Raw genomic sequence first — 21,293 nt, forward strand, 5'->3', positions numbered from 1 at the left:
GGAGATCCGGCTTGCGGCCTGAGGCTTATGGCGTGAAGCTTGGCGCATGCGCCTGATCGACACCCACACCCACCTCGACTTTCCCGACTTCGACGCCGATCGTGACGCCGTCCTGGAACGCAGTCGCGCGCTGGGGGTCGAGCGCATGGTCGTGCTCGGCGTACACCAGGCCAATTGGCAGCGCGTCTGGGAGCTGGTCGAACGCAGCGACGGCCTGTACGCAGCCTTCGGTCTGCATCCGGTCTATCTCGAGGAACATCGCCCCGAGCATCTGCAGGAATTGCGTGACTGGCTAGAGCGCCTCGGCAGTCATCCGAGCTGCTGCGCGGTGGGCGAGTTCGGCCTGGACTACTTCATCGAATCGCTGGACAGAAATGCCCAACAGAAGCTGTTCGAAGCCCAACTGGCGCTGGCTGCAGAATTCGACAAGCCAGTCCTGCTACACGTGCGTCGCGCCCACGCCGCGACCATCGCCACGCTCAAGCGCTTTCGCCTGCCGCGCGCAGGCATCGTCCACGCCTTTGCCGGCAGCACGGAAGAAGCACGGGAGTACCTGAAGCTGGGCTTTCGTCTCGGCCTCGGGGGCGCGTCCACCTGGCCGCAGGCGCAGCGCCTGCGCAGCGTGGTTGCCGGTCTGCCGCTGGACGCCGTGGTGCTGGAAACCGATTCGCCGGACATGGCGCCGGCAATGCATCCGCAGCAACGCAACAGCCCGGAGTACCTGCCACAGATCTGCGGCGAACTGGCGACACTGATGGGCGTTGACTCCGACACCCTGGCCGCTGCCAGCAGTGCCAACGCCTGCGCGCTGTTCGGCTGGTACTGATTCGGCGAGACCTATCCTGCGGCGCCACAGGCAGCTCTAGCGCGTGGCTGCCGTGAACGGGCAGACAAGAAAAAGGCGAGCCTCAGCTCGCCTTTTCAATACCACCGACGCCTCAGACGCGAAACGCGCTGATCAGTTGCTTGAGCTGCGCGACCAGCTGGGTCAGCTCGCGGCTGGCCTGCTCGGTCTGGCTGGCGCCCTGCGCGGTGCGCTCACCGGCCCGACTGATCTCGACGATATTCTGGTCGATGTCGTGGGCAACCGCGGTCTGCTCCTCGGCGGCGGCGGCGATCTGCTGGTTCTGATCGACGATCATGCCCGCCGCGCCAAGGATGTTCTCCAGCGCCTGCTGCACCTTGGTCGACTCGCTGACGGTGGCGTCGGCCATCTGGTGACTGCCCCCCATCGCCTTGACCGCAGCGCCAACCCCGCCCTGCAGCTTGGCGATCATTTTCTCGATTTCCTCGGTGGACTGCTGGGTGCGCTTGGCCAAATTGCGTACCTCGTCAGCCACCACGGCAAAGCCACGTCCCTGCTCACCGGCACGCGCCGCCTCGATGGCCGCGTTGAGCGCCAGCAGGTTGGTCTGCTCGGCGATGCCCTTGATCACGTCGAGCACCTGACTGATCGAAGAGCTGTCGCTGGCCAGCTGGTTGATCACCGCGACCGAGGCGTCTATTTCGCCAGCCAGTCGCTGGATGCTGCCCACTTGGGTCTCCACCAGTTGCCGGCCGTTGAGCGTTTCATCGTTCACGCTCTGCGCGCTCCCTACCGCGCCGGCGGCGCTGCGCGCGACCTCCTGGGCGGTTGCCGACATCTCGTTCATCGCGGTCGCGACCTGATCGATCTGGCTCATCTGGCTGGCTACCGCCTGATTGCTCTCGCCGGAGACCGTCTCGACGCGACCGGCCTGACGCTCCACCTCGACCACGGTGTGCCCGACGCGCTCGATCAGGTGGCGAATCTTGGCCACGGTATCGTTGAAGACCTGGCCCAGTTCGCCCAGCTCGTCATTGCTACGCGCATCGAAGCTCACGGTCATGTCACCGGCGGCGACCTTGTTCATGGTCTGCCCCAGGCCCTTAAGGCTGGCCCGCGTGGCGACGTAGAAGCCGCTGTAGAGGTAGACGATGAGCAGGAACACCGCCAGCAGCGCGACGATCAGCAACACCATTTGCGTACGATTGCTGTCGAGCCGCTCAGCCAGGCGCTGTTCGAGAAACACCAGGGCGCCGTCGTTGACCGCGTAGGTAGGCTCCATGATCCGGGTCGTCTGCTGATAGAACTCGGTCCAGGGCATATCCAGCGAATCGGAGATGATGACCTGCTCCTCGAATAGCGCCGCCGCCTCCTTGAGACTCTCACGGCTGGTAGTGGTCAGATCGCCAAGCGCACGAGTCGCCGCGGGATGCCCGTCCAGCGCCTCGGAGATACGCAGGCCATATTCTCCCTGGACCTTCTCCAGATTGAGCAGCAGATCATCCATCTTGGTGCTGTCGCCGGAGTTGAGGAAGCCCTGACCAAGCGAATAGGAACCGACCGCACGCCCGATGCCGAGCGTCGCGGTGACCTGCGGCGTCATCGAGGTGACCAGCTCCGCCACCTGACGAACCTCGGCGTCCAGATCGGTACTGATGCCCGACTGCGAGGTAACGAACTTGAGGAATACCTGGGACTGTCCTAGCACCTTCTCTGCCAGCCCCACCTTGGTCTGCAGGTTGGCTTCGCCGCGCGCCGCCTGCAGGCTGGCGAGCAATTCGCCGCGCTTGGCATCGAAGGCTGCCACCACAACTGCATCGCTGACCGCAGGCTGCAGATTCTGGATGGTCGCCGTCAGTTCCTGCTCCAGGCTCTGAATCCGCGCCTCGACATCGCCTGCTTTGCCCGACTGCCCCAGCATGCCGTTGATCTGCACCTGGTCGTAATAGCTTTCAAGATCGCGCCTGACGCCCAGCGCAGAGCGCAACAGATCGAGGCTTTGCAGCTCGACCCGGATGGCGACGAACTCGACGTAGGAGTCGCGGACGATGAAGAAATTGGTGACCAGCATCGGGACGAAGAACAAGACGCTGATGAGGCTGAATTTCATGCCGAAGCTCAGCCGATTCATAAGTGCTATGGCCGGATACAACACGGTTTTCAATTGCACTCTCCTGTAACCATTTTGTTTTGTAATGGGTTAGCTCGAGAAAGGCGCCTGATGCCGCGCCCCGATGCAGTAGCCACTCCTGGCCTGATGACTCGATTACGCGCCGGCCAGCGGTGCTGTCCCGGCATGCGACTTCGCCCTAGTATCGGAGATATCGGCGATTCGCTCTGTAACTTAAGGTTAAACATGAACTCCTCGCTGCGCCTCGGCATTGATCTGGGCGGTACCAAGATAGAGATAGTCGCATTGCTTGACGGACAGGAATGCCTACGCAGACGCGTGCCCACACCAAAAGGCGATTATGACGGCACGTTGCTGGCCATTTGCAGTCTAGTCGAAGTCGCCGAGCGCGAGCTTGGCCAAAATGGCAGCGTCGGCGTCGGCATCCCTGGAACGCGCTCGCCCGATCACGGGCGGATCAAGAATTCCAACTCGGTATGCCTGATCGGCGAGGACCTGCAGGGAGATCTGCAGAAGCGCCTTGCGCGCCCGGTACGGCTGGCGAACGACGCCGACTGCTTCGCCCTTTCCGAGGCCAGCGACGGCGCCGGTCGCGGCGCGAGCAGTGTGTTCGGGGTCATTCTGGGCACCGGCGTCGGCGGAGGCCTGGTCATCAACGGTCGTCTGGTCGGCGGGCCGAACGGCATCGCCGGCGAATGGGGGCACAATCCGCTGCCCTGGCGCGGACCGGATGATGGCGAGATACGTCGCTGCTATTGCGGGCTGGACGACTGCATCGAGACCTTCGTGTCCGGAACCGGTTGGGCAGCCCGGGCCGGTCTTGGCCTGAGCGCTGCGGAGCTGGCCGGATCCAACAGCCCACCCGCGCGACAGGCCCTTGAGCGCTACTGCGATCAGCTCGCTCGCGCACTCGCCAGTGTGATCAACATCGTCGACCCGGAAGTGATAGTGCTCGGCGGAGGCATGTCGAATACCCCGCTGCTCTATGAGCGTGTGCCGGCACTGCTCGTCCGCCACGTGTTCTCTGACATCGTCAACACCCGACTGGTGAAGGCGCTGCACGGCGACTCCAGCGGAGTGCGCGGCGCCGCCTGGCTGTGGGACTGAGCAGAGCCACCTTCGCGCACAAGCGGCCAGTGCGTACGCTCTGACGCCCGGAACGACCAGCACAAGGCGTGCACGCGCCCTAGATCAGTATCGTCCAGACCGCGAAGATCACGTACCAGGCGATGGCGGCGCGCACCAACAGCTGCCAAAGCGAATCCAGCGAGGCGACACCGGTCTGCGCGCTGGCAAGCAGAGGAACGTCGGCGGCCGCACGCGACGCCGAGGCCAGCAGCTCACGCGCACCGATTCCCCAGTTCAGCAGATGCTCCAGCAAAACCCGGCTGACCGCTTCGAAGTGCCCAACCAGCCCCAGCGTGGCGGCAAGGCAACGTGCTGGCAGCCAGTCCAGAGCGTGCCTGAGCTGCAGCGCCTGCTCACGCAATGCCGTGCCGGTCGCGTGCTCGCAGGTCAACGCCAGCAGGCGATACAGCAGAACCGGAACGGGGCCGAGAAGGGCGTACCAGAAAATCACCGAGAAAAACCCCTGATAGGCCTGCCAGACCAGATAGGCCTGCGCCTCCGGCAACAGCTCGCTGCCCTCCTCCACGTCTATCCCCAGGTCGCGCTGGGCTGCCAGATAGGCAGCCTCCGCATCCTCTCGGCGCCAGGCGTCGCGAAACGGACCCAGTGCGACCAGAACATCGCCCCGCCCCAGCCCGTAGAGCATCACCAGCAAATGCAACGGCAACGCCAACCAGCCGTAGGCAACCGATTCGAGAACTCCCAGTAGCAGCCAGAGCACCAGCGCGGGCAGCAGCACCAGCAGGACAAGTGGCCACCAGGCCGACCCGGCCATACGCTCACTGCTCTCGCAGCGCCGCAATAGCTCGAGCCAGCCTGCATCACGCTGGACCAGAGCGCGCACCGCGGAAAACTTCTCCAGCAGCAGAACCAGCAACAGCACCAGAAAACTCATGACTCCTCCCTCTGTTGCCGGTCTTCCAGCAACGCATGCAGGCGTGCCCAATCGAAGGACGGCCCAGGGTCCGTCTTCCGTTCGGGAGCAATGTCGCAATGACCGCAGATTCGCTCCGCAACGAGCGCCGGATAGGCGTGCCGCAACGCCAGGATCAGCTCTGCAAGCGCTTCATACTGAGCATTCTCGTAGGGCAGATCGTCGGTTCCCTCAAGCTCGATGCCGATGGAAAAGTCATTGCAACCCTCGCGGCCCGCGAAGCTTGAAATTCCGGCATGCCAGGCGCGTCTGTTGCAATCGACAAACTGGGTTATCGCACCATCTCGCTCGATCAGAAAATGTGCCGAGACACGCAGCTCGGCGATACCCTGGTAATAGGGATGCGCATCGACCGGAAGACGATTCTGGAAGAACAGCTGCACGTGCCCAGTCCCGAACTGGCCGGGCGGCAGACTTATGTTGTGGATGACCAGCAGGGACACTTGCTCGTCCTGCGGGCGCTCGTTGTAGTTGGGTGACGGGCACTGCAGCACGCCTTCGACCCAGCCACTGTTCCGTTGCAGACGCATAGGCCGTTCCCGATCCAGAGCGGGTCACTGTAGCAGGCCGGCCAGACGGCTGGCGAGGTGTCCGAAGCCAGACAGAGCCTATCGTTGACGTGCCGCTGCGGCAGCTCGTCGACCTGCCGTCGATCCGCGCTGGTCTGAAAATGAAAACGCCCGGCAAGCCGGGCGTTGTGCACATGATCAATCAGGCGTTCTTCAATCGGCGCAGGTTGCCGATCACCGACTCCAGCGCCCGATCAAACAGCAGGGCGTCGTCGAGCAAACGCACCGCACCACGGCGGAATTCGACCGCCAACCCCATGCGCGTCTTCTCCATCACCTTCATGCCGGTGCGGTTGACGAAGATGAACTTGCCGGTGGGCTTGATGATCGCCGCCAGCTTGCAGCGCAGCTTGTGCTCTTCGTCTTCCTGGATCTCGACCCAGCTCCCGACACGTAACTCATCGACCTTGAGTACCGCCTCGTCATCGTCGGGCAGCGCAGCCTCCGGCTCCGCTGAGCGAGTCTCGCCAGGCGCCAACAGAACGATCTCCTCGACCACCTCGACCATCAAGGGAACATCGATCGGCTCGGGCTCGATCACTTCCGGCTCTTCAGGCTCCTCCTCGATCGGCGGCAGCTCCAGCAGCGGCAAGGCAAGCTCTTCCTCTACCGGCTGATTGTTCCGTTCAGCCTCGGCAAGCCTTTCGGCGCGCTCCCGTGCCGCCAGCTCGGCCTGAGCAGCCTGCTCGGCACGCAGACGCGCACGCTCTTCACGCTCGCGCTGACGGCGAGCAGCACGCTCCGCGTCCTCCATCTGCCGCTTGAAGCGCTGGAAAGCCTGCACGTGCAGCGCCTCCAGCTGACTGAAGAATTCCCCCGTGGCAAACGGATCAAAGGCCGCGCTGGACATCCCCTCACGCAGCGCCTTGAGCATGCCGGGCACCATTTCCAGCAGGCGCAGACGCGCCTCCGGCTCTTCGTGCGGCTCGACGCTCCAGATCAGATCATCCATGGTCGTCAGCACGGCCTGCCACTCTTCCGACTCGTTGCCATGCTTGAGACAGGTGAGCATCATCACCTTGCTCCAGGCCTCGCGCAGCAAGCGCACCACCACCTCCGGCAGCACCTTGCCGAGCAGGCGCTCATTCAGCGCGTGCTCGACTTCACGACGCGCCAGTTCGGCCTTGGCACTACCTTCCTCGGCATCACGGGTGCGCTGTTCGAGCAACTCGCTACGACGCCGCTCGTCACCGGTAAAGGCGAGGAAGTCGGCGAGCAGTTCCGAGAAGATCGACGAATCGTCGACGAAATCGTTCAGCAGACGCTGCACAATCTGCTCGATCTTCTGATAGAGGCTGTCGCGCTGGGCATCGTCATGAGCGCTCCAGCCGAGCGCGGCAGAAGCAATCTCGTTGAGGAGCCGGCGCGCCGGGTGGCTGCCACGACTGAAGAAAGTCTTGTCGACCACCGCCACCTTGAGCATGGGAATCTGCAGGCGGGCGATCAGCGCCTTGAGCGAGTCGGGCAGACTGCGGTCATCGAGAATGAACTCGAACAGCATCGACACCAGGTTGATGACGTCTTCATCAACCTCGCCGACCACCCGCGCCTTGCCACTTTTGGCACTGACCCGCTCTAGCAGACCGGCAAGCTGGCTGCGCAGATCGAAATCATCGCTTTCGGCGCTGACCGGAACACGTTGCTGCATATGCGAAAGCAGCCGCAGCAGATCATTGCTGCTGATCGGCAGCGAATCCCCGGCAATCTGACGAGACGGAGCAACCGAACCGCGCACCTGGACCAACAGCTCCTGCAACGCGCCGAACACCTCCTGCATGGTCTCGCCGGAGGCCTCGCCATCGAGCGATCCGTCAGAGCCACCCTGCGGGCTGCGGGCGGCGCCGCTGCGCGCCGCCGAAGGATTGCGGCGCACCGGCGCCGACTTGAGTTCGGGTAGCACACCCGCCGCCACCAGCGACTGGTTCGCTTCCGCGTAGAGCTGCTCGAGATCGGCCAAGACGTACTTTTCGAACAGCTTGAAGATGATCAGCTTGACCTTGATCTCGACGCCAAGGCGCCGACAGGAATCGACGAAAGCTTCGCACAGCATCCGCGGACCAAGCGGGTTGCTCTTGTCATCGATCTTCTTGCTGATGAGGGTGTTCAGTCGCGTAGTCAGATGGCCGAGCGGCACGCCGTCACGACTCATGACCTTGCCCACCATCGCATCGACCGCAACCGTCTCCTCCAGCTCCTCGTTCTGCACCAGCGACAGGCTGTCAGGCGCAACGGGATCAAGCTGCGGCTTGCCGATTTCGTATTGAGTCAGAGTGGAGAAGGTTTCGAAGACCTTCTGCAGAAAACCGCGCTCGATGCTCTTGCGCTTCAGACGCAGGTCACGCATGGCCTCGAAGAAAGCGTTCTGCTCGGCATTGCTTACCGCCCGGTCGGCCATCTGGAACAGCGAATCGTCGGCGTTGTCGAACAGCGCCTGCATGGCTAGCTTGAGCTGCTGGGCAGCCTTGTCGCGCACCTGGGTAAGGGCCACGGGCAGTCTTCCTACCGGCGAAGTTTTCTGTTTCTCGGGTGCCGCTGAAGTCAGGCGCACCACATTATTCGCGTCGGTCTGCATCGAAGAGCCTCCAGCGGCGCTTTCTGAAGCGACCGCACTGCGTTCTCTGAGTGTCTCCGGGACAACGTCAAAGGGATGGCGTCAATGGATTTGATGGTCATTATAGAGAGAGGCGCAATATCACCCAGGCGCCATTTCCTTCAGACATGACCTGCATCACATAAGTGCCGCATCAGCCTACGAACGGTGTCTTGCGCATGACCAACGTCAGACTTATGTACCAGAAAATCCGGGGTTTCCCTAATCCGGCTGCGTCGATCAGTTCCCATTTCCCTATAATCGCGCCTTCCCTCTCGCGGAGCCCGTCATGCCGAATCTTTGCCTCGCCGATCTGAAGGCGGAAATCGAATCAAACGTCCGTCGCGCCCTGGCTGAAGATATCGGCAGCGGCGACATCACCGCGCAGCTGATTCCCGCCGAACGGCTGGCGCAGGCGCGGGTGATCACCCGCGAGGCGGCGGTCGTCTGCGGCACAGCCTGGGTCGACGAGGTGTTTCGCCAGCTCGATCCGCGGGTCGCGGTGCATTGGCGAGTCGCCGACGGCGACAAGGTGCATGCCGACCAGACCCTGTTCAGCCTCGAGGGGCCTGCGCGGGCACTGCTCAGCGGCGAGCGCAGCGCACTGAACTTCCTGCAGACCCTTTCCGGGGTGGCCACTCGCTGCCAGCAGTACGCGGAACTGATCGCAGGCACCGCGGTACGCCTGCTCGACACCCGCAAGACACTGCCCGGCCTGCGTCTGGCGCAGAAATACGCAGTCACCTGTGGCGGCTGCCACAACCACCGCATCGGCCTGTACGACGCCTTCCTGATCAAGGAAAACCATATCGCCGCCTGTGGCGGCATCCGCGAAGCGGTCAGCGCCGCGCGGCGGATTGCACCGGGCAAGCCGGTCGAAGTGGAAGTGGAGAGCCTGGAAGAGCTGGATCAGGCGCTCGACGCTGGCGCCGACATCATCATGCTCGACGAACTGAGCCTCGACGACATGCGCGAGGCGGTCGCCCGTAGCCGCGGACGCGCGGCGCTCGAAGCATCCGGCGGCGTGGACGAAAGCAGCCTGGTGGAGATCGCCAGGACCGGCGTCGACTACATCTCCATCGGCGGCCTGACCAAGCACGTGCGCGCCGTCGATCTGTCGATGCGGCTGAGCCTCTGAGCGCTCAGCCGGTTTCGGACGGCGCCGCCAGATTCAGCTCCAGTTCGGCCCGCTCCACCCATTCATCGCCGAGCTCGCTGCGTACCGCGACGCCCAACTGACGGAAGTCGCTGACCTGCTTGACCAGGTTGCCACGACCCAACACCAGTTGATCACAGGCCTTGCGATACGCGTCCTGAGCCTTCTCCAGGCTTTTACCGACGCCATCCATGCTGCCCAGAAAGCTACGCAATTTGTCGTAGACCCGCCCTGCCCTGTCCGCCAGCTCCGCGGCGTGCCTGCTCTGATCCTCGAAGCGCCAGAGCTGGCGAACGATGTTGAGACTGGTAAGCAGGGTCGTGGGCGTCGCCACCAGCACGTTCTGCTCGATGGCCTTCTGGAACAGACCTTCGTCGGCCTTCAATGCGTCGACGAACGCCGATTCGATGGGCACGAACATGAACACCATCTCCGGGGCATTCAGCCCGGGCAACGCATAGTAGTGGCGTTCGGCGAGTTCGCGGATGCGCTCGGCGAACGCCCGCACGTGCTCGGCCAGCGCCAGCTTGCGCTCGACCTCGTCCTCGGCATTGACGTAGCGGGTGTAGGCATTCAGGGACACCTTGGCGTCGATCACCAGATGTTTGCCCTGCGGCAGCTGGATGATCGCATCCGGGCGCCGACGCCCCTCCTCACCCTCGAAACTGACTTCGCGATGGTAGTCGCGCCCGGCCACCAGCCCGGATCGGTCGAGCACGTTCTCCAGGATCAGCTCGCCCCAGTTGCCCTGCATCTTCTTCTGCCCCTTGAGCGCCGTGGTCAGCTCTTGCGCCTCATGGGTGATCTGGCGGTTCAGCTCCTGCAACTGGCGCAACTCCTGCGCCAACGACGCCTGCTGCTGGGCGTCCTTGTGGTGGATGTCTTCAACGCGCGCGCGAAAGCCCTCTATCTGTTCGCGGAACGGTTTGAGCATGCCATCCAGAGACTGCTGGCTACTCAGCGTGAAGGCCTGGCCGCGCGCCTCGAAGATTCGTCCAGCCAGCTGCTCGAACTCCATCTTCAACTGTTCGCGGCTGTCCTTGAGCAACTGCTGCTGCTCGAGAAAATGCAGTTCCTTCTGCGCCACGGTGCTGTGCAGAGTGGCGTACTCACGGGACAGCTCGGCGTGCTCAAGTTGCGCCTTTGCCAACGCCGCCTGCATTAGCGCAGCGCTTTCTGCAGCGCTCTGCTGCTGCAGACGCAGCTCGTTCACCTGGGCACGCGAAGCCTCGGCCAGACTGTGACTGTCGCGCAGCTGCAGATTCAGCTGGCGCACCTCATCGCGCGCAGTGCGCAACTCATCCGCCAGCACCTGGGTGTGCGCAAGGCGCTGTTCGGCATGGGCGCGCTCGACCCGTATCTCAGCCTGCAGCTCAAGGCACAGCTGCTGCGACGCGACCAGCTCCTGACGCTGCTGGATTCGCGCGCCACCCTGCAGGCGCAGCTGCCGGTACTGCCAGGCAAGCACTGCGATCAGCCCCACGAAAAGCAGCAGCACCAGCGCCAGTTCGACAGGAGTAAGGATAAAGGGCGTCATCAGGGATTCCGGATTCATCGCCTGCAGGCGGCAGGGCTAGCCCCGACAAGATATGTAGCCCGACGCCCCAGGTCCACCGCGCGGACAGTACACCTGTAAGGTTTTGGTACGGGTTGCAACTTGAATCGACCTCTCGGCGGGCGGAGGCGAACGATGCGACGACAGCGCGGGTCAACCCCTTGCAACCCACTGACACATGAGGTCCACCATGGGCAGCACAGCAGACAAGATCAAGGGCAACACCAACGAAGCCGTCGGCAAGATCAAGCAGGGCGTCGGCGAAGCCACCGATAATCCGCGCCTGAAAGGCGAAGGCCAGGGCCAGGAAATCAAGGGCAAGGGCCAGCAGGTCAAGGGCGAAGTGAAAAATACTGTCAAGAAGGGCGTCGACAAGCTCTGACCGCGACTTTGACAGCAAAAGAAGGGCGACTCTGAATGGGGTCGCCCTTCTTTATTTCAGTCATCAGCGGATTTACCGATGAAAGCCGCTGATGACTGCCGGCCGCTCCAGGTGCCGGACATTCAGCCGGCCAGCTCCAGGCCGCTAGTTGCGACCACCGCCGTGGCTGTTCTGGCCACCCTTGCGCCCGGCTTCAGAGGCGCGTTGCGGATCATTGGCAAAATTGCCACCACTGTTGTGACCGCCCTTGCGGCCAGCTTCTGCCGCTTTCTCACGATCATTGGCGAAGTTGCCGGGATTGCTGTGACGGGGCATAGGTACCTCCACAGATGCTGGTTGGGGGACCTCGATGGAAATCACCGGGGCTCGCAGAATCCGAGGGGTGCGCGGGATACCTAGTTCCTGTCATTCGGAAGGACGGCCGCCCGCCGGACGAATGGATGAAGGCACTTTGCAGCCACCCGCTACCGCCCGTCCGGATAGTCCTGCGCCAGCACTGCACAGGCGGTGCCACGGTCACGCCCGCTCGCTGCAACGTGACTCGTAGCTGGGCGCTGCCTGTATCCCGACCGCCGCACACAATGCCAGAACCCGCTGCAGATCCTCGGCGTACACCAGCACCGCCTGGAACTCGTCATCCAGCGGCACACTGAAGTCCATCAGCACATAACCGCCTTTTTCCGGATAGAGCGCAGACAGCTGCACCTGAATCCTGCGCAGGGCGGTCAGCACATCGGCCTTGGCCAGTTGCCTGGGCTTGAGGGTGAAACTGACCTGGGGCCCGAACGAGGACTGGATCTGCTCGAGCAGATCGTCGAGGCGGTCGGCCTGAAACAGCACCGTCTCCGGCAGGCTGCCGACCACCACCCACTCGCCGAGCGGAATCGGAAAGCTGTCGTCGTAGTTGATATCCGGGTTGTCGCGCAGGAAACCTTGCGCATCGGCGTAGGCACGCGCCGCCTCGTCAGCGATGCGCTCGATTTCGTCCTCACCCAGGCACCCGGAGCTGATGCCGGCGATCAGCTCGCTCAACTGACTCTTCATTCTCTTCGACTCCGCGGCAGGGGCCGGCATTATCCACCAGCCTCGAGCCATACGCACCCGCGCGCTTGATTCAACTCATGGCGACATGTAATTTTGCACGACACATAGGCATGTCACGACACGGGAGCTCCATGAAGCGCAAGCAGTCCATCACCCAGATCCGCTGGGATCTGGCCCTGCGCTATCGCCTCATCGAAACCGTCGCCTGGTGGGAAGGTCGCCTGACCACCGGCCATCTGATGCAGAGCTTCGGCATCAGCCGGCAGCAGGCGTCCAAGGACATCAACACCTACATCAACGACTACGCGCCGAAGAATCTGGTCTACGACAAGCACCTCAAGGGCTACAAACCCTCGCACCAGTTCCAGCCGCTGTTCATCGACGCCAGCGCCAGCGCCTACCTGCACATGCTCGATCAGAACCGCGAACGCGCCCCGCACATCGAGGGCCTGGCACTGGCCTATGCACACACCGAGGTACTGCAGGTGCCGGATCGCAGCGTTCGCCCGGAGGTCCTGCGGCCGATTCTGCGCGCCTGCCGCGAGCAGCTGCGCCTGGAGACCGACTACGTTTCCTTCACCACGCCGATCGCCGAGCAGCGCGTCATGGTGCCGCACACCCTTGTCTACACCGGCATGCGCTGGCACGTTCGCGCCTACTGCGAAAAGCACCGCGACTTCCGCGACTTCGTCCTCAGTCGCTTCCGCGGCGAGCCGGACATCATCGATGAGTCAAGCCTCGGCGCGGGGCAGGACAGCGCCTGGAACACCGCGGTGGAAGTAGTCTTCGAGCCCGACTCGCGACTCAAGCCAGCGCAAAGGCAGATCATCGAAAGCGACTACGGCATGCAGGATGGCCAGTTGCGGGTGCCCAGCCGAGGTGCCCTGGTGCAATATGTGTTGCAGCGTTACCAGATCGACCCGACCAAACTGCAGACCCGCGCCACGGCCCAACAGCTGGTGGTCGCCAATCTCGATCAACTGCGCACCTGGCTCTACGACTAGCCAGCGCGCCCCTAAATAGGAAAAGCCATGAAGCGCCTGCTTACCTCCCTGTTCCTGCTCGCCGGCCTGTCGTTCGCTGGCCTGACCAGCGCTGCGGATTACGAACGTCTGGAAAAACCGGTAGCCCCCGAGACCGCTCCCGGCCGGGTGGTGGTGCAGCAGTTCCTCTGGCATCGCTGCATCCACTGCTACCACCTGGAACCGGACGTGGACCGCTGGCTGGCGGAGAGCAAGCCCGGCTTCATCGAGTTCGAGCGCGTGCCGGTCGTCTGGGACCGCGCCCAGTTCGAGCAGAGTTCGTACTACGGCCTGGCCAAGGTGATGCGCGCCAACGGTGAGCTCAGCGACGAGCAGGTCGAGGAAATCAATGCCGGACTCTTCACCCTGAACTTCGTCGACAAGAAGGAGTTCAATGCCGCCAACGTCTATCCGCTGTTCGAGGCACACGGCATCAAGACCCTGGAGTCTTTCAACGAACGCCTGGCATCGGAGGCGGTGGAGGCGCAGCGCATGCGCTCCTATGAGCTGACGCGCAGCTATCAGATCCGCGGCGTACCGATGTTTGTCGTCAACGGCAAGTACGTGGTCGGCCTCGACACACTGGAAGGCGAACGCTCGCCGGACAAGCTGTTTGCCACCATCAACCGTCTTGCCAAACAGGAACTGGACCGCCAGAAGCGTCCCTGAGCCCCAATCAGCGAATTCGACAGATCTCAAAGGTCCTGCATGAAGCCCATCATCTCCCTGCTGCTCGGCGCCCTCTGCGCCACCACTGCCACCTCGACCCTGGCGGATGGCCCGCTGCACTGGCAGAGCAACAGCCTCACCTACCTGTACGGCCACGACTACAAGATCGATCCGGGGATCCAGCAGACACTGACCTTCGAGCATGCCAGCGGCTGGAACATCGGCGACCTGTTCGTCTTCGTCGATTCCATCCACTACAACGGCGGGCGCAACGGGGCCGCTGACGAACGCACCTTCTACGGCGAGATCAGCCCGCGACTGTCGTTCGGCAAGTTGTTCGACACCCCGCTGCAGGTGGGTCCGATCAAGGACGTGCTGCTGGCGATGACCTACGAGTTCGGCGAGGACGACGTCGAGGCCTATCTGATCGGCCCCGGTTTCGATCTCGACCTGCCCGGCTTCGACTACTTCTCGCTGAACTTCTACCGTCGCGAAACCGATGGCTCGCGTCCCGGCAGCGGCGTCTGGCAGATCACCCCGGTGTGGAGCTACACCGTCCCGCTCGGCCGCTCGGACCTGCTGATCGACGGCTTCATGGACTGGGTGGTGGACAACGACGAGAACCGCCGTGGCAGCTACCAGGCCAACCTGCACTTCAACCCGCAGATCAAGTACGACCTGGGCAAGGCACTGGCCTGGGGCGAGAAGCAGTTCTACGTCGGCATCGAGTACGACTACTGGAAGAACAAGTACGGGATCAAGGACGACGGCTTCGTCAGCCGCAACTTCGTCGGCAAGACCGACCAGAACACCGCAAGCCTGCTGCTCAAGGCGCACTTCTGATCCCTCTGCGGCAGCGGCTCGCCAGGGCCGCTGCCGAATCCCCGCATTTCCCTGGTGCTGTGACAACCTTCCGTGACGCCCGCCGGCCAGCGCCCTATGCTGCCGGCTCACCTCGTTCAGGGAAGATCACATGCGCCGCCTGCTCCGCCTGCTGAAATGGACCTTCGCCCTCCTTCTGGGCCTGCCGCTCCTGGCCTACGTCGCGCTACTGCTGATCAACTGGGACGACCAACCGCCCTCGGCCGAAGCGCTGGAGATGCAGCGCATCCTCGCCGAACGGCCGGTGCCGGCGGATGACGACAATGCCTATGTCTATCTGCTGGGAATTCTGGCCGCGGACGGGGTGTCGCCGATGGAGCTGGGGCGCCGACAACTGGACTGGGCCCACGAAGTAGTCAAGCGCAGCTGGAAAGATGCCGATCCCTGGCCGCCAGAACCCGAGCTCCCTACCCAGCAGCCCCCTCGCGAGACCCGCATTCCATCTGCACAGAAACTGATTGGCAGCTGCCCGTCATCAGAGGCCTGCTTGCCGGACTTGGCTGGCGATTCTCTGCTGCTGCACGACTGGCTGGATAGCGAGCAACTGCTGCTACAGCGCTACCTGGCGTTATTGCAGCGAACCTCCAACCATGTGCCGCTGGACCTGCTGGACATTCGCATGACCATGCCCGACTACAGCGGCGCTTTTGATGGCCAGCGTCTGCTGATGGCACAGTCCTGGCTACTGATGCACGCCGGGGACTCCATCGCCGCGGTCGCGCTGCTGAACCAGGATCTGACCTTCTGGCGAATGATGCAGCGAGAATCCGACACTATCCTTCAGCGGATGATCGCGGCAGCAGCCATCAGGCAACATTTCAACTGGGGGCGCGCAGTACTGGTTCAGCATCCCGAGGGGCCGCTTGCAACCCCGGCAAGCTGGAGCAATCCCTTCACCACGGAAGACCGTTCATTGGAGCGAGCGCTGGCGGCTGAATGGCTGTTTTCCAAAAGCATGGTCGCGATGATGAAAGCGGATCACCGCATCCCTTGGGAAGACGACGCAATTGCACTCTTTTACCGCGTGCCGGGCCTTATCACCACGCCCCTGATCCGACCCCAGACCAGCGCGAACGATTACGCAGCGCACCTGCGCGGGGTTATCGATACATCGATTACCCCGCTGCGAGACCTTCGCGAAGCGTCGGAAAAGCTTCGTCTCGGGGTGCGCTCGAAGCAGGAAAGCATCGACGCGTCGGCGCTACTGCGCGACCCGATAGGATGGTGGTTCTTTCGCCACAACGGATTTGAGCATTTCTTGGGCTACGCAGCTCGCAGCAACGACATCGAATCCATCCGCCGCGCCAGCCTGCTGCTGGTCAGCGCGGTCGCCGAGAAGATTCCGGATGAAGGCATGGCCGAGTACGTCGCCGGCCATGAACTGATCGATCCGTACAGCGAGGAGCCGTTTGGCTGGGATGCCGAGAAGGGCGTGCTGCTGGTTCCGCTGCTGCAGCAGGACGAACCACTCGCCCTGCCGCTACGCTGATCAGGGCGTGGCCAGGGTCTGCACGTAGCTGGCCAGGGCCTCGATGTCCTGGTCGGAGAGGTTCTCCGCCACCGCCATCATCAGCGAGCCGGCACGGCTCGGGTCCTTGTCGCGGAAGCGCGTCAGCGCCTTGCGCACATAGGCGGCCGGCTGGCCGGCCAGGCGTGGCATGTCTTCCTTGCCCTGGGCCTGGGCGCCGTGGCAGGCCACGCAGGTGCGCGCGAACATCGCCTCGCCTTGCGCACGCAGCGCCTCATCCACCGGCTCGGCATGCGCTACCACCTTCTGCTGGCCGAAGTAGATGGCCACGTTGACCCGATCCTCGAGCGTCAGGTTCTTCGCCAGCTGCGACATCACATAGTCGGTGCGCTCGCCGCTGGCGAATTTTTCGAACGAATTGAACAGGTAGACCGGGTTCTGCTCGGCCAGGTTGGGAATATGCTGGCGCTTGCTGTTGCCGTTTTCGCCATGGCAGTGCACGCAGAAGCTGATCCGCTCCTGCGCCGCAGTGTAGGCCTGCTGACGCAGGGCAGGGTCGGCGTTGAGGCGGGTAAAGCGCTCCATCGCCTCCTCGCTGGCCTGGGCGGCGAGAGCCAAACAGCTCGAAAGCACAACGGCAAGAATGCGCATCTGAGTCGGTCCTGTGACGGTGAAGGCGAAGATCGGCAATGGTCGCGACTATAGGTTCGCTCCGCGCCTGCTCACCCGGCGCAGATCAACAAAACCGCAGCTTTTCCCCGAGCGAGTGGCGCAAGGGCGCAGGTCCGCGGAAAATCCCTATACAATCCGCGGCTTTTCCACCGCAACCAGGACCCCTTGCATGAGCACCCTGCCCCCCTGCCCCAAATGCGGCTCCGAATACAGCTACGAGGACGGCAGCCAGCTGGTCTGCCCGGAATGTGCCCACGAATGGTCACCAGATGGCGAGCAGGCTGCCGCTGAAGGGGAGCGCGTCATCCGCGATGCGGTCGGCAACCTGCTGCAGGATGGCGACAGCGTCAGCGTGATCAAGGACCTCAAGGTCAAGGGCTCCTCGCTGGTGGTAAAGGTCGGTACCAAGGTGAAGAACATCCGTCTGTGCGATGGCGACCACGACATCGATTGCAAGATCGACGGCATCGGCGCGATGAAACTCAAGTCGGAGTTCGTTAAAAAGGTCTGACACCCCAGCAAGCGCAGCCAGCCCGGCTATCCTCAGCGAAACGCTGCCGTCGCGCCGACGGCTTCCACTGGGCGGGTGCCAGCATGCGTCCCTTTCTACTCTGCTGTCTGCTTCTGCTGACGTTGCCCGCCACCGCCGAACAGTGGCGGGTGGTCGGAGACGAACAGTTCGCGCCCTACAGCTTCGTCGCCGCGGACGACGATACCCCACGTGGGTTGGATGTCGAACTGGTGGCGGCGGTGCTCGATGAAGCGGGCATCTCCTACCGGCTGCGCCTGTACCCCTGGCAGCGGGTCAAGCGCATGCTCGGTCGCGGCGAAGCGGAAATGGCCTTCCAGTTCGCCGGCACCCCGGAGCGGCATGCCGAATACCGTCTGGTCGGGCCGATCCGCACCGGCTCGACGGTGTTCATCACCAGCACCCGCACGGCGATCAAGGAATGGCAGGAGTTCGAAGACCTCAGCCCCTACGTGATCGGCCAGGTCCGTGGCTATGCCTACGAAGACGCTTTCGACCATGCCGACCTGGCGCGCGACAGCAGCGCGCAGAACCCGCGCCAGCTGGTCTCGATGCTGCTGGCCGGGCGCATCGACATCATCGTTGGCGATCATAACCAGCTGATCTACTTCATTCGCGAACAACGCGCCGAAGAGCGGGTCCGGGTGCTGGCAAAGCCGCTGGTGCAAATGCCCCGCTACGTCGCCTTCGCCAAAGCCGACGTAGCGCGCGCGGAGCAATTTTCCGCGGCCCTACTGCGCCTGCAGCAGAGTGGCGCGCTGGAGCCTATTTTCGGCCGCTGGGCCCCGTAACTGCTCGCTTCCAGCACCCCCTCGGGATTACACGGAATTTACTCAGCGCGCTGCAATGACACCCGCCAGGACTGGTCTGATGAAGCGTCCTGGCCGGCCTGTTCGAGCGCATAGCCAGGCACGGCGAAACCGCAGCGAAACCCGGTCGCAGTCGCGACCCGACGCCGGTTTCATGTCCTGACGGGAGCGATCACTCCCGTTGCAATCAGGAGTACCGCCATGCTTCGCCAACTGCCACGTACGCTTCTGCTTACAGCCTGCCTGCTACTGGCCAACCAGGCCGTCGCCGGTGATCGCAACGATTGGGTCGTCGGAGCGATCGCCGGTGCCGTGATCGGCAGCGTCGTCGCCGGCCACCAGTCCGACCGGCGCCACTACGATCACCACCGGCACTACCGCGCCGCGCCGCCTCCACGGGTGGTCTACTACACACCCCCACCGGTTCACTATCAGCCTTACCCGGTCTACGTCGTTCCGCGACACGGCTACCGTGACGGACAGCACTATCGCCCGCACCGCTACCACTCCGACCGCCACTACCATGGGCATCGCTACCATGATCGCGGGCATCGCAATCACGACCATCGCCGCTGGTGAACGCCGCGGAGCCGGCCCCGGAGCCGGCTTCGCTCTACTGCACCGGCAGCAGGTTCATGAACAGCAGACCCTGGGCGTAGTTCACCCCGATCCGCCGATAGCGTTCTTCGAGCATGTGGGTGAGCAGATCGAGGCGGGCGGTCATCTTGCCGAACTCCACCGCATAGCTGAGGTTCTGCCCCTGGGCACTGATTTCGTCCGACAGCAGCAGCGGACGCCCCAGCGCGTCAGTGCGGTTGCGCAACATCCAGGCAGCCTTCTCGATATTGCGCGCGGCATTGTGGATGAACTCGGCATTGAAGCTGTCGGTCAGGTAGAACTCGGTACGACCACCGTGGGCGGTGACCAGCATGCTACCCAGAGCATAGATGTAGGCGCCGACGCGATCCCCATGAAAATCCGGCCCCAGGGCGTAGCCGAGGGCGGCGATATCGCGACGCCCGCCCAGCTCCGGAAGGTTCTGACTGTGCTCGATCGCCTGCTGGATGCGGCGCTCGGCCGTCGCCAGGTCGGGCGCGCCACTCTTGCGCCACTCACGCGGATTGCGCAGATAGAGCTTGTGCATCAGCCGATACAGGCTGGCAAGGTTGTTGCGCATCGCCAGGGTCGCCATCCGATCGACGTCACTCTGGAACAGCTCGCCCGGATGCGCCTGACTGCGCTCCTGCAGAATCGACTGATTGTCCAGCTTGCCGCTGCAACCGCCCAGCGCCAGCAGCAGCCCGAAGGACAGGCACAAGCCTGCCACGCGACCCGCACGCGAATCTGCAATCGGCAGCAGAGGATGATCCATATCATGCACCGCGCGAGTGATGGCGACTCTGGTACTGCAGTAAAGCGCAAAATGCCGCAGGCGACCGAGCACTGGCGCAAATGTCCGCACAGCCACGCTGGATGACAGACAGCTGCGCCGACCGCCCAGAGCCAGCGAGCGAGCAATACCATCTGCGCGCTGTCTGACCCGCATCTACCCACAGGCCTGCGAGACTGCCATGCGAACATTCCATCTAGCATTTGCACTGCTGCTTTGCGGCCTGCTCAGCGGCTGCGCCAGCCTGTCCGGGCGTGATCCGTTGCAGATCGATCTGGCGGGTATCCGCCCACTGCCGGGACAGGAGCTGGAAATGCGCTTTCTGGTCCGCCTGCGGGTCATCAACCCCAACGACACCGCGGTTTCATACCGCGGCATAGCGCTGGCACTGGACGTCAACGGCAAGCCGCTGGCGCGCGGCGTCAGCGATCAGAGCGGACAGGTGCCGCGCTTCGGCGAGGTGCTGCTGGACATCCCGATGAGCGTTTCGGCGTTTTCGGTCAGCCGCCAGCTGTGGAGCCTGTCCGCCACCCAGCCTGCCAGCGGCGTGCCCTATCGCCTGCACGGCAAGCTGGCTGGCGGGCCCTTCGGCAGCAGCCGCTTCAGCAATGAGGGCACGCTGGACTGGCCGCCGGCGGAGCGTCCCTGAACCCAGGCGCAATCCTGCCGGCGCTGGCGGCGCGCGGGCAATCGACGTAAGGTCGAGTGATCTCCGACTACCAAGGAAGCCGCATGGCCGCTCGTTCCCCCAGCCCCCGTCTGCAGAAGCACCTCGCCGTTCTGATCGATGCGGACAACGCACCGGCCGCCATCGTCGAAGGTCTGTTCGAGGAAATCGCCCGCTACGGCGTGGCCAGCGTCAAGCGTATCTATGGCGACTGGACCCAGCCCAACCTGGGCGGCTGGAAGAAGGTGCTGCTCGATCACTCGATCCAACCGATGCAGCAGTTCGCCTACACCAAGGGCAAGAACGCGACCGACAGCTCGCTGATCATCGACGCCATGGATCTGCTCTATACCGGCCGCTTCGACGGCTTCTGCCTGGTCTCCAGCGACAGCGACTTCACCCGTCTCGCCGTGCGCCTGCGCGAGGAAGGGCTCACCGTCTACGGTTTTGGCGAGCAGAAGACGCCCAAGCCCTTCGTTTCCGCCTGCGACAAGTTCATCTATACCGAGATCCTGCGGGCCGATGCGGCCGAAGCGGGTGCCGAGCCGGCGAGCGCGGAGCGCTCCAGCGCTGCAGCAAAAGCAGCCGAAGGCAGCGCGGCGCCCGCCGCGGCGAAGAAGCCCAAGGTGCCGGTGGAGTTCATCGCCAAGGTCATCGACGACATTTCCGACGACGATGGCTGGACCGGCCTGGGCGCCCTGGGCCAGAACATCACCAAGCTGCGCCCCGACTTCGATGCACGCCTCTATGGCTTCAGGAAACTCAGCGACCTGCTGAAGGCACAGCCGAAACGCTTCGAATTGCAGGAGCTGGGCAGTGGCGGCAGCAGCGGCAAGCAGGTCAACGTGCGCAACCGCAAGGCCGGCAAGGGCGAACGCTGAAACTCACCCC

Annotated in this window: 22 protein-coding genes and 1 pseudogene; 13 read left to right on the plus strand and 10 right to left on the minus strand. The window is 63.4% G+C overall.

The genetic code is table 11. From position 1 onward, the window contains the following. Positions 1 to 46: 46 nt before the first annotated feature. On the plus strand, positions 47 to 826 hold the full coding sequence (locus tag DBO85_RS01530) for a TatD family hydrolase (protein WP_108104590.1): 780 nt from the start codon (positions 47 to 49) through the stop codon (positions 824 to 826). A gap of 112 nt (positions 827 to 938) precedes the next feature. Here the strand turns inward: DBO85_RS01530 and DBO85_RS19620 are convergent, their stop codons facing one another. After that, on the minus strand, positions 939 to 1,682 hold the full coding sequence (locus tag DBO85_RS19620) for a methyl-accepting chemotaxis protein (protein WP_407681437.1): 744 nt from the start codon (positions 1,680 to 1,682) through the stop codon (positions 939 to 941). Between the two features lie 114 nt (positions 1,683 to 1,796). After that, positions 1,797 to 2,936: pseudogene (locus tag DBO85_RS19625) on the minus strand (HAMP domain-containing protein); the annotation flags it as partial. Between the two features lie 225 nt (positions 2,937 to 3,161). Here DBO85_RS19625 and DBO85_RS01540 point away from each other — a divergent pair. Next, positions 3,162 to 4,043 (plus strand): ROK family protein, encoded by an 882-nt coding sequence (locus tag DBO85_RS01540; RefSeq protein WP_108104594.1) that lies wholly within the window; start codon positions 3,162 to 3,164, stop codon positions 4,041 to 4,043. A gap of 79 nt (positions 4,044 to 4,122) precedes the next feature. Here DBO85_RS01540 and ampE read toward each other — a convergent pair whose 3' ends face one another. The 3 genes from ampE to DBO85_RS01555 all read right to left on the minus strand — a co-directional run bounded on the left by ampE (position 4,123) and on the right by DBO85_RS01555 (position 8,139). Continuing rightward, on the minus strand, positions 4,123 to 4,959 hold the full coding sequence (ampE, locus tag DBO85_RS01545; protein ID WP_108104596.1) for a regulatory signaling modulator protein AmpE: 837 nt from the start codon (positions 4,957 to 4,959) through the stop codon (positions 4,123 to 4,125). Beyond that, complete coding sequence (gene ampD, locus DBO85_RS01550) at positions 4,956 to 5,528, minus strand: 1,6-anhydro-N-acetylmuramyl-L-alanine amidase AmpD (protein ID WP_108104598.1); 573 nt, start codon at positions 5,526 to 5,528, stop codon at positions 4,956 to 4,958. Before ampD ends, ampE begins: the two co-directional genes overlap by 4 nt. A 181-nt stretch (positions 5,529 to 5,709) precedes the next feature. After that, positions 5,710 to 8,139: a DUF1631 domain-containing protein gene (locus tag DBO85_RS01555; RefSeq protein ID WP_108104600.1), complete on the minus strand. Its 2,430-nt coding sequence runs from the start codon at positions 8,137 to 8,139 to the stop codon at positions 5,710 to 5,712. A gap of 307 nt (positions 8,140 to 8,446) precedes the next feature. Here DBO85_RS01555 and nadC point away from each other — a divergent pair, with 307 nt between their 5' ends. Then, positions 8,447 to 9,295, plus strand: a complete 849-nt coding sequence (gene nadC / locus DBO85_RS01560) for a carboxylating nicotinate-nucleotide diphosphorylase (RefSeq protein ID WP_108104602.1) — start codon at positions 8,447 to 8,449, stop codon at positions 9,293 to 9,295. 4 nt (positions 9,296 to 9,299) lie between these two features. Here nadC and rmuC read toward each other — a convergent pair whose 3' ends face one another. Continuing rightward, positions 9,300 to 10,850, minus strand: a complete 1,551-nt coding sequence (gene rmuC / locus DBO85_RS01565) for a DNA recombination protein RmuC (RefSeq protein ID WP_108104604.1) — start codon at positions 10,848 to 10,850, stop codon at positions 9,300 to 9,302. Positions 10,851 to 11,058: 208 nt separating this feature from the next. Here rmuC and DBO85_RS01570 point away from each other — a divergent pair, with 208 nt between their 5' ends. After that, positions 11,059 to 11,250, plus strand: a complete 192-nt coding sequence (locus DBO85_RS01570) for a CsbD family protein (protein WP_108104606.1) — start codon at positions 11,059 to 11,061, stop codon at positions 11,248 to 11,250. Between the two features lie 144 nt (positions 11,251 to 11,394). Here the strand turns inward: DBO85_RS01570 and DBO85_RS01575 are convergent, their stop codons facing one another. Together DBO85_RS01575 and DBO85_RS01580 are read right to left on the minus strand one after the other, a co-directional pair. Continuing rightward, the gene (locus tag DBO85_RS01575; protein WP_108104608.1) at positions 11,395 to 11,565 is read right to left on the minus strand and encodes a con-10 family general stress protein; all 171 of its coding nucleotides are present in this window, start codon (positions 11,563 to 11,565) and stop codon (positions 11,395 to 11,397) included. Positions 11,566 to 11,766: 201 nt separating this feature from the next. Then, positions 11,767 to 12,294 (minus strand): hypothetical protein, encoded by a 528-nt coding sequence (locus DBO85_RS01580; RefSeq protein WP_108104610.1) that lies wholly within the window; start codon positions 12,292 to 12,294, stop codon positions 11,767 to 11,769. 131 nt (positions 12,295 to 12,425) lie between these two features. Here DBO85_RS01580 and DBO85_RS01585 point away from each other — a divergent pair, with 131 nt between their 5' ends. From DBO85_RS01585 to DBO85_RS01600, 4 genes are all read left to right on the plus strand, one after another. Further along, positions 12,426 to 13,298: a helix-turn-helix transcriptional regulator gene (locus tag DBO85_RS01585; RefSeq protein ID WP_108104612.1), complete on the plus strand. Its 873-nt coding sequence runs from the start codon at positions 12,426 to 12,428 to the stop codon at positions 13,296 to 13,298. Between the two features lie 27 nt (positions 13,299 to 13,325). Then, entirely contained in the window at positions 13,326 to 13,985 is a 660-nt protein-coding gene (locus DBO85_RS01590; protein WP_108104614.1) for a DsbA family protein, read from the plus strand. Positions 13,986 to 14,024: 39 nt separating this feature from the next. Beyond that, on the plus strand, positions 14,025 to 14,828 hold the full coding sequence (locus DBO85_RS01595; RefSeq protein ID WP_108104616.1) for an outer membrane protein OmpK: 804 nt from the start codon (positions 14,025 to 14,027) through the stop codon (positions 14,826 to 14,828). 130 nt (positions 14,829 to 14,958) lie between these two features. Then, complete coding sequence (locus DBO85_RS01600) at positions 14,959 to 16,356, plus strand: hypothetical protein (protein WP_108104618.1); 1,398 nt, start codon at positions 14,959 to 14,961, stop codon at positions 16,354 to 16,356. Here the strand turns inward: DBO85_RS01600 and DBO85_RS01605 are convergent, their stop codons facing one another. Further along, positions 16,357 to 16,986, minus strand: coding sequence for a c-type cytochrome (locus DBO85_RS01605; protein ID WP_108104620.1), 630 nt, complete (start codon positions 16,984 to 16,986; stop codon positions 16,357 to 16,359). Between the two features lie 190 nt (positions 16,987 to 17,176). Here DBO85_RS01605 and DBO85_RS01610 point away from each other — a divergent pair, with 190 nt between their 5' ends. From DBO85_RS01610 to DBO85_RS01620, 3 genes are all read left to right on the plus strand, one after another. Continuing rightward, the gene (locus tag DBO85_RS01610; protein WP_108104622.1) at positions 17,177 to 17,518 is read left to right on the plus strand and encodes a zinc ribbon domain-containing protein YjdM; all 342 of its coding nucleotides are present in this window, start codon (positions 17,177 to 17,179) and stop codon (positions 17,516 to 17,518) included. 83 nt (positions 17,519 to 17,601) lie between these two features. Then, positions 17,602 to 18,327: a substrate-binding periplasmic protein gene (locus DBO85_RS01615; protein WP_108104624.1), complete on the plus strand. Its 726-nt coding sequence runs from the start codon at positions 17,602 to 17,604 to the stop codon at positions 18,325 to 18,327. 219 nt (positions 18,328 to 18,546) lie between these two features. Continuing rightward, a complete protein-coding gene (locus DBO85_RS01620; protein ID WP_108104626.1) occupies positions 18,547 to 18,924 on the plus strand; it encodes a hypothetical protein in 378 nt (125 codons plus the stop codon). Positions 18,925 to 18,958: 34 nt separating this feature from the next. Here DBO85_RS01620 and DBO85_RS01625 read toward each other — a convergent pair whose 3' ends face one another. Then, on the minus strand, positions 18,959 to 19,717 hold the full coding sequence (locus DBO85_RS01625) for a hypothetical protein (protein WP_108104628.1): 759 nt from the start codon (positions 19,715 to 19,717) through the stop codon (positions 18,959 to 18,961). Positions 19,718 to 19,916: 199 nt separating this feature from the next. Here DBO85_RS01625 and DBO85_RS01630 point away from each other — a divergent pair, with 199 nt between their 5' ends. Together DBO85_RS01630 and DBO85_RS01635 are read left to right on the plus strand one after the other, a co-directional pair. Further along, positions 19,917 to 20,384, plus strand: coding sequence for an LEA type 2 family protein (locus tag DBO85_RS01630; protein ID WP_108104630.1), 468 nt, complete (start codon positions 19,917 to 19,919; stop codon positions 20,382 to 20,384). A gap of 83 nt (positions 20,385 to 20,467) precedes the next feature. Continuing rightward, positions 20,468 to 21,283, plus strand: coding sequence for an NYN domain-containing protein (locus DBO85_RS01635; RefSeq protein WP_108104632.1), 816 nt, complete (start codon positions 20,468 to 20,470; stop codon positions 21,281 to 21,283). Positions 21,284 to 21,293 lie beyond the last annotated feature (10 nt).

The organism is Pseudomonas mangrovi, assembly GCF_003052585.1.
GTDB classification, from domain to species: domain Bacteria; phylum Pseudomonadota; class Gammaproteobacteria; order Pseudomonadales; family Pseudomonadaceae; genus Aquipseudomonas; species Aquipseudomonas mangrovi.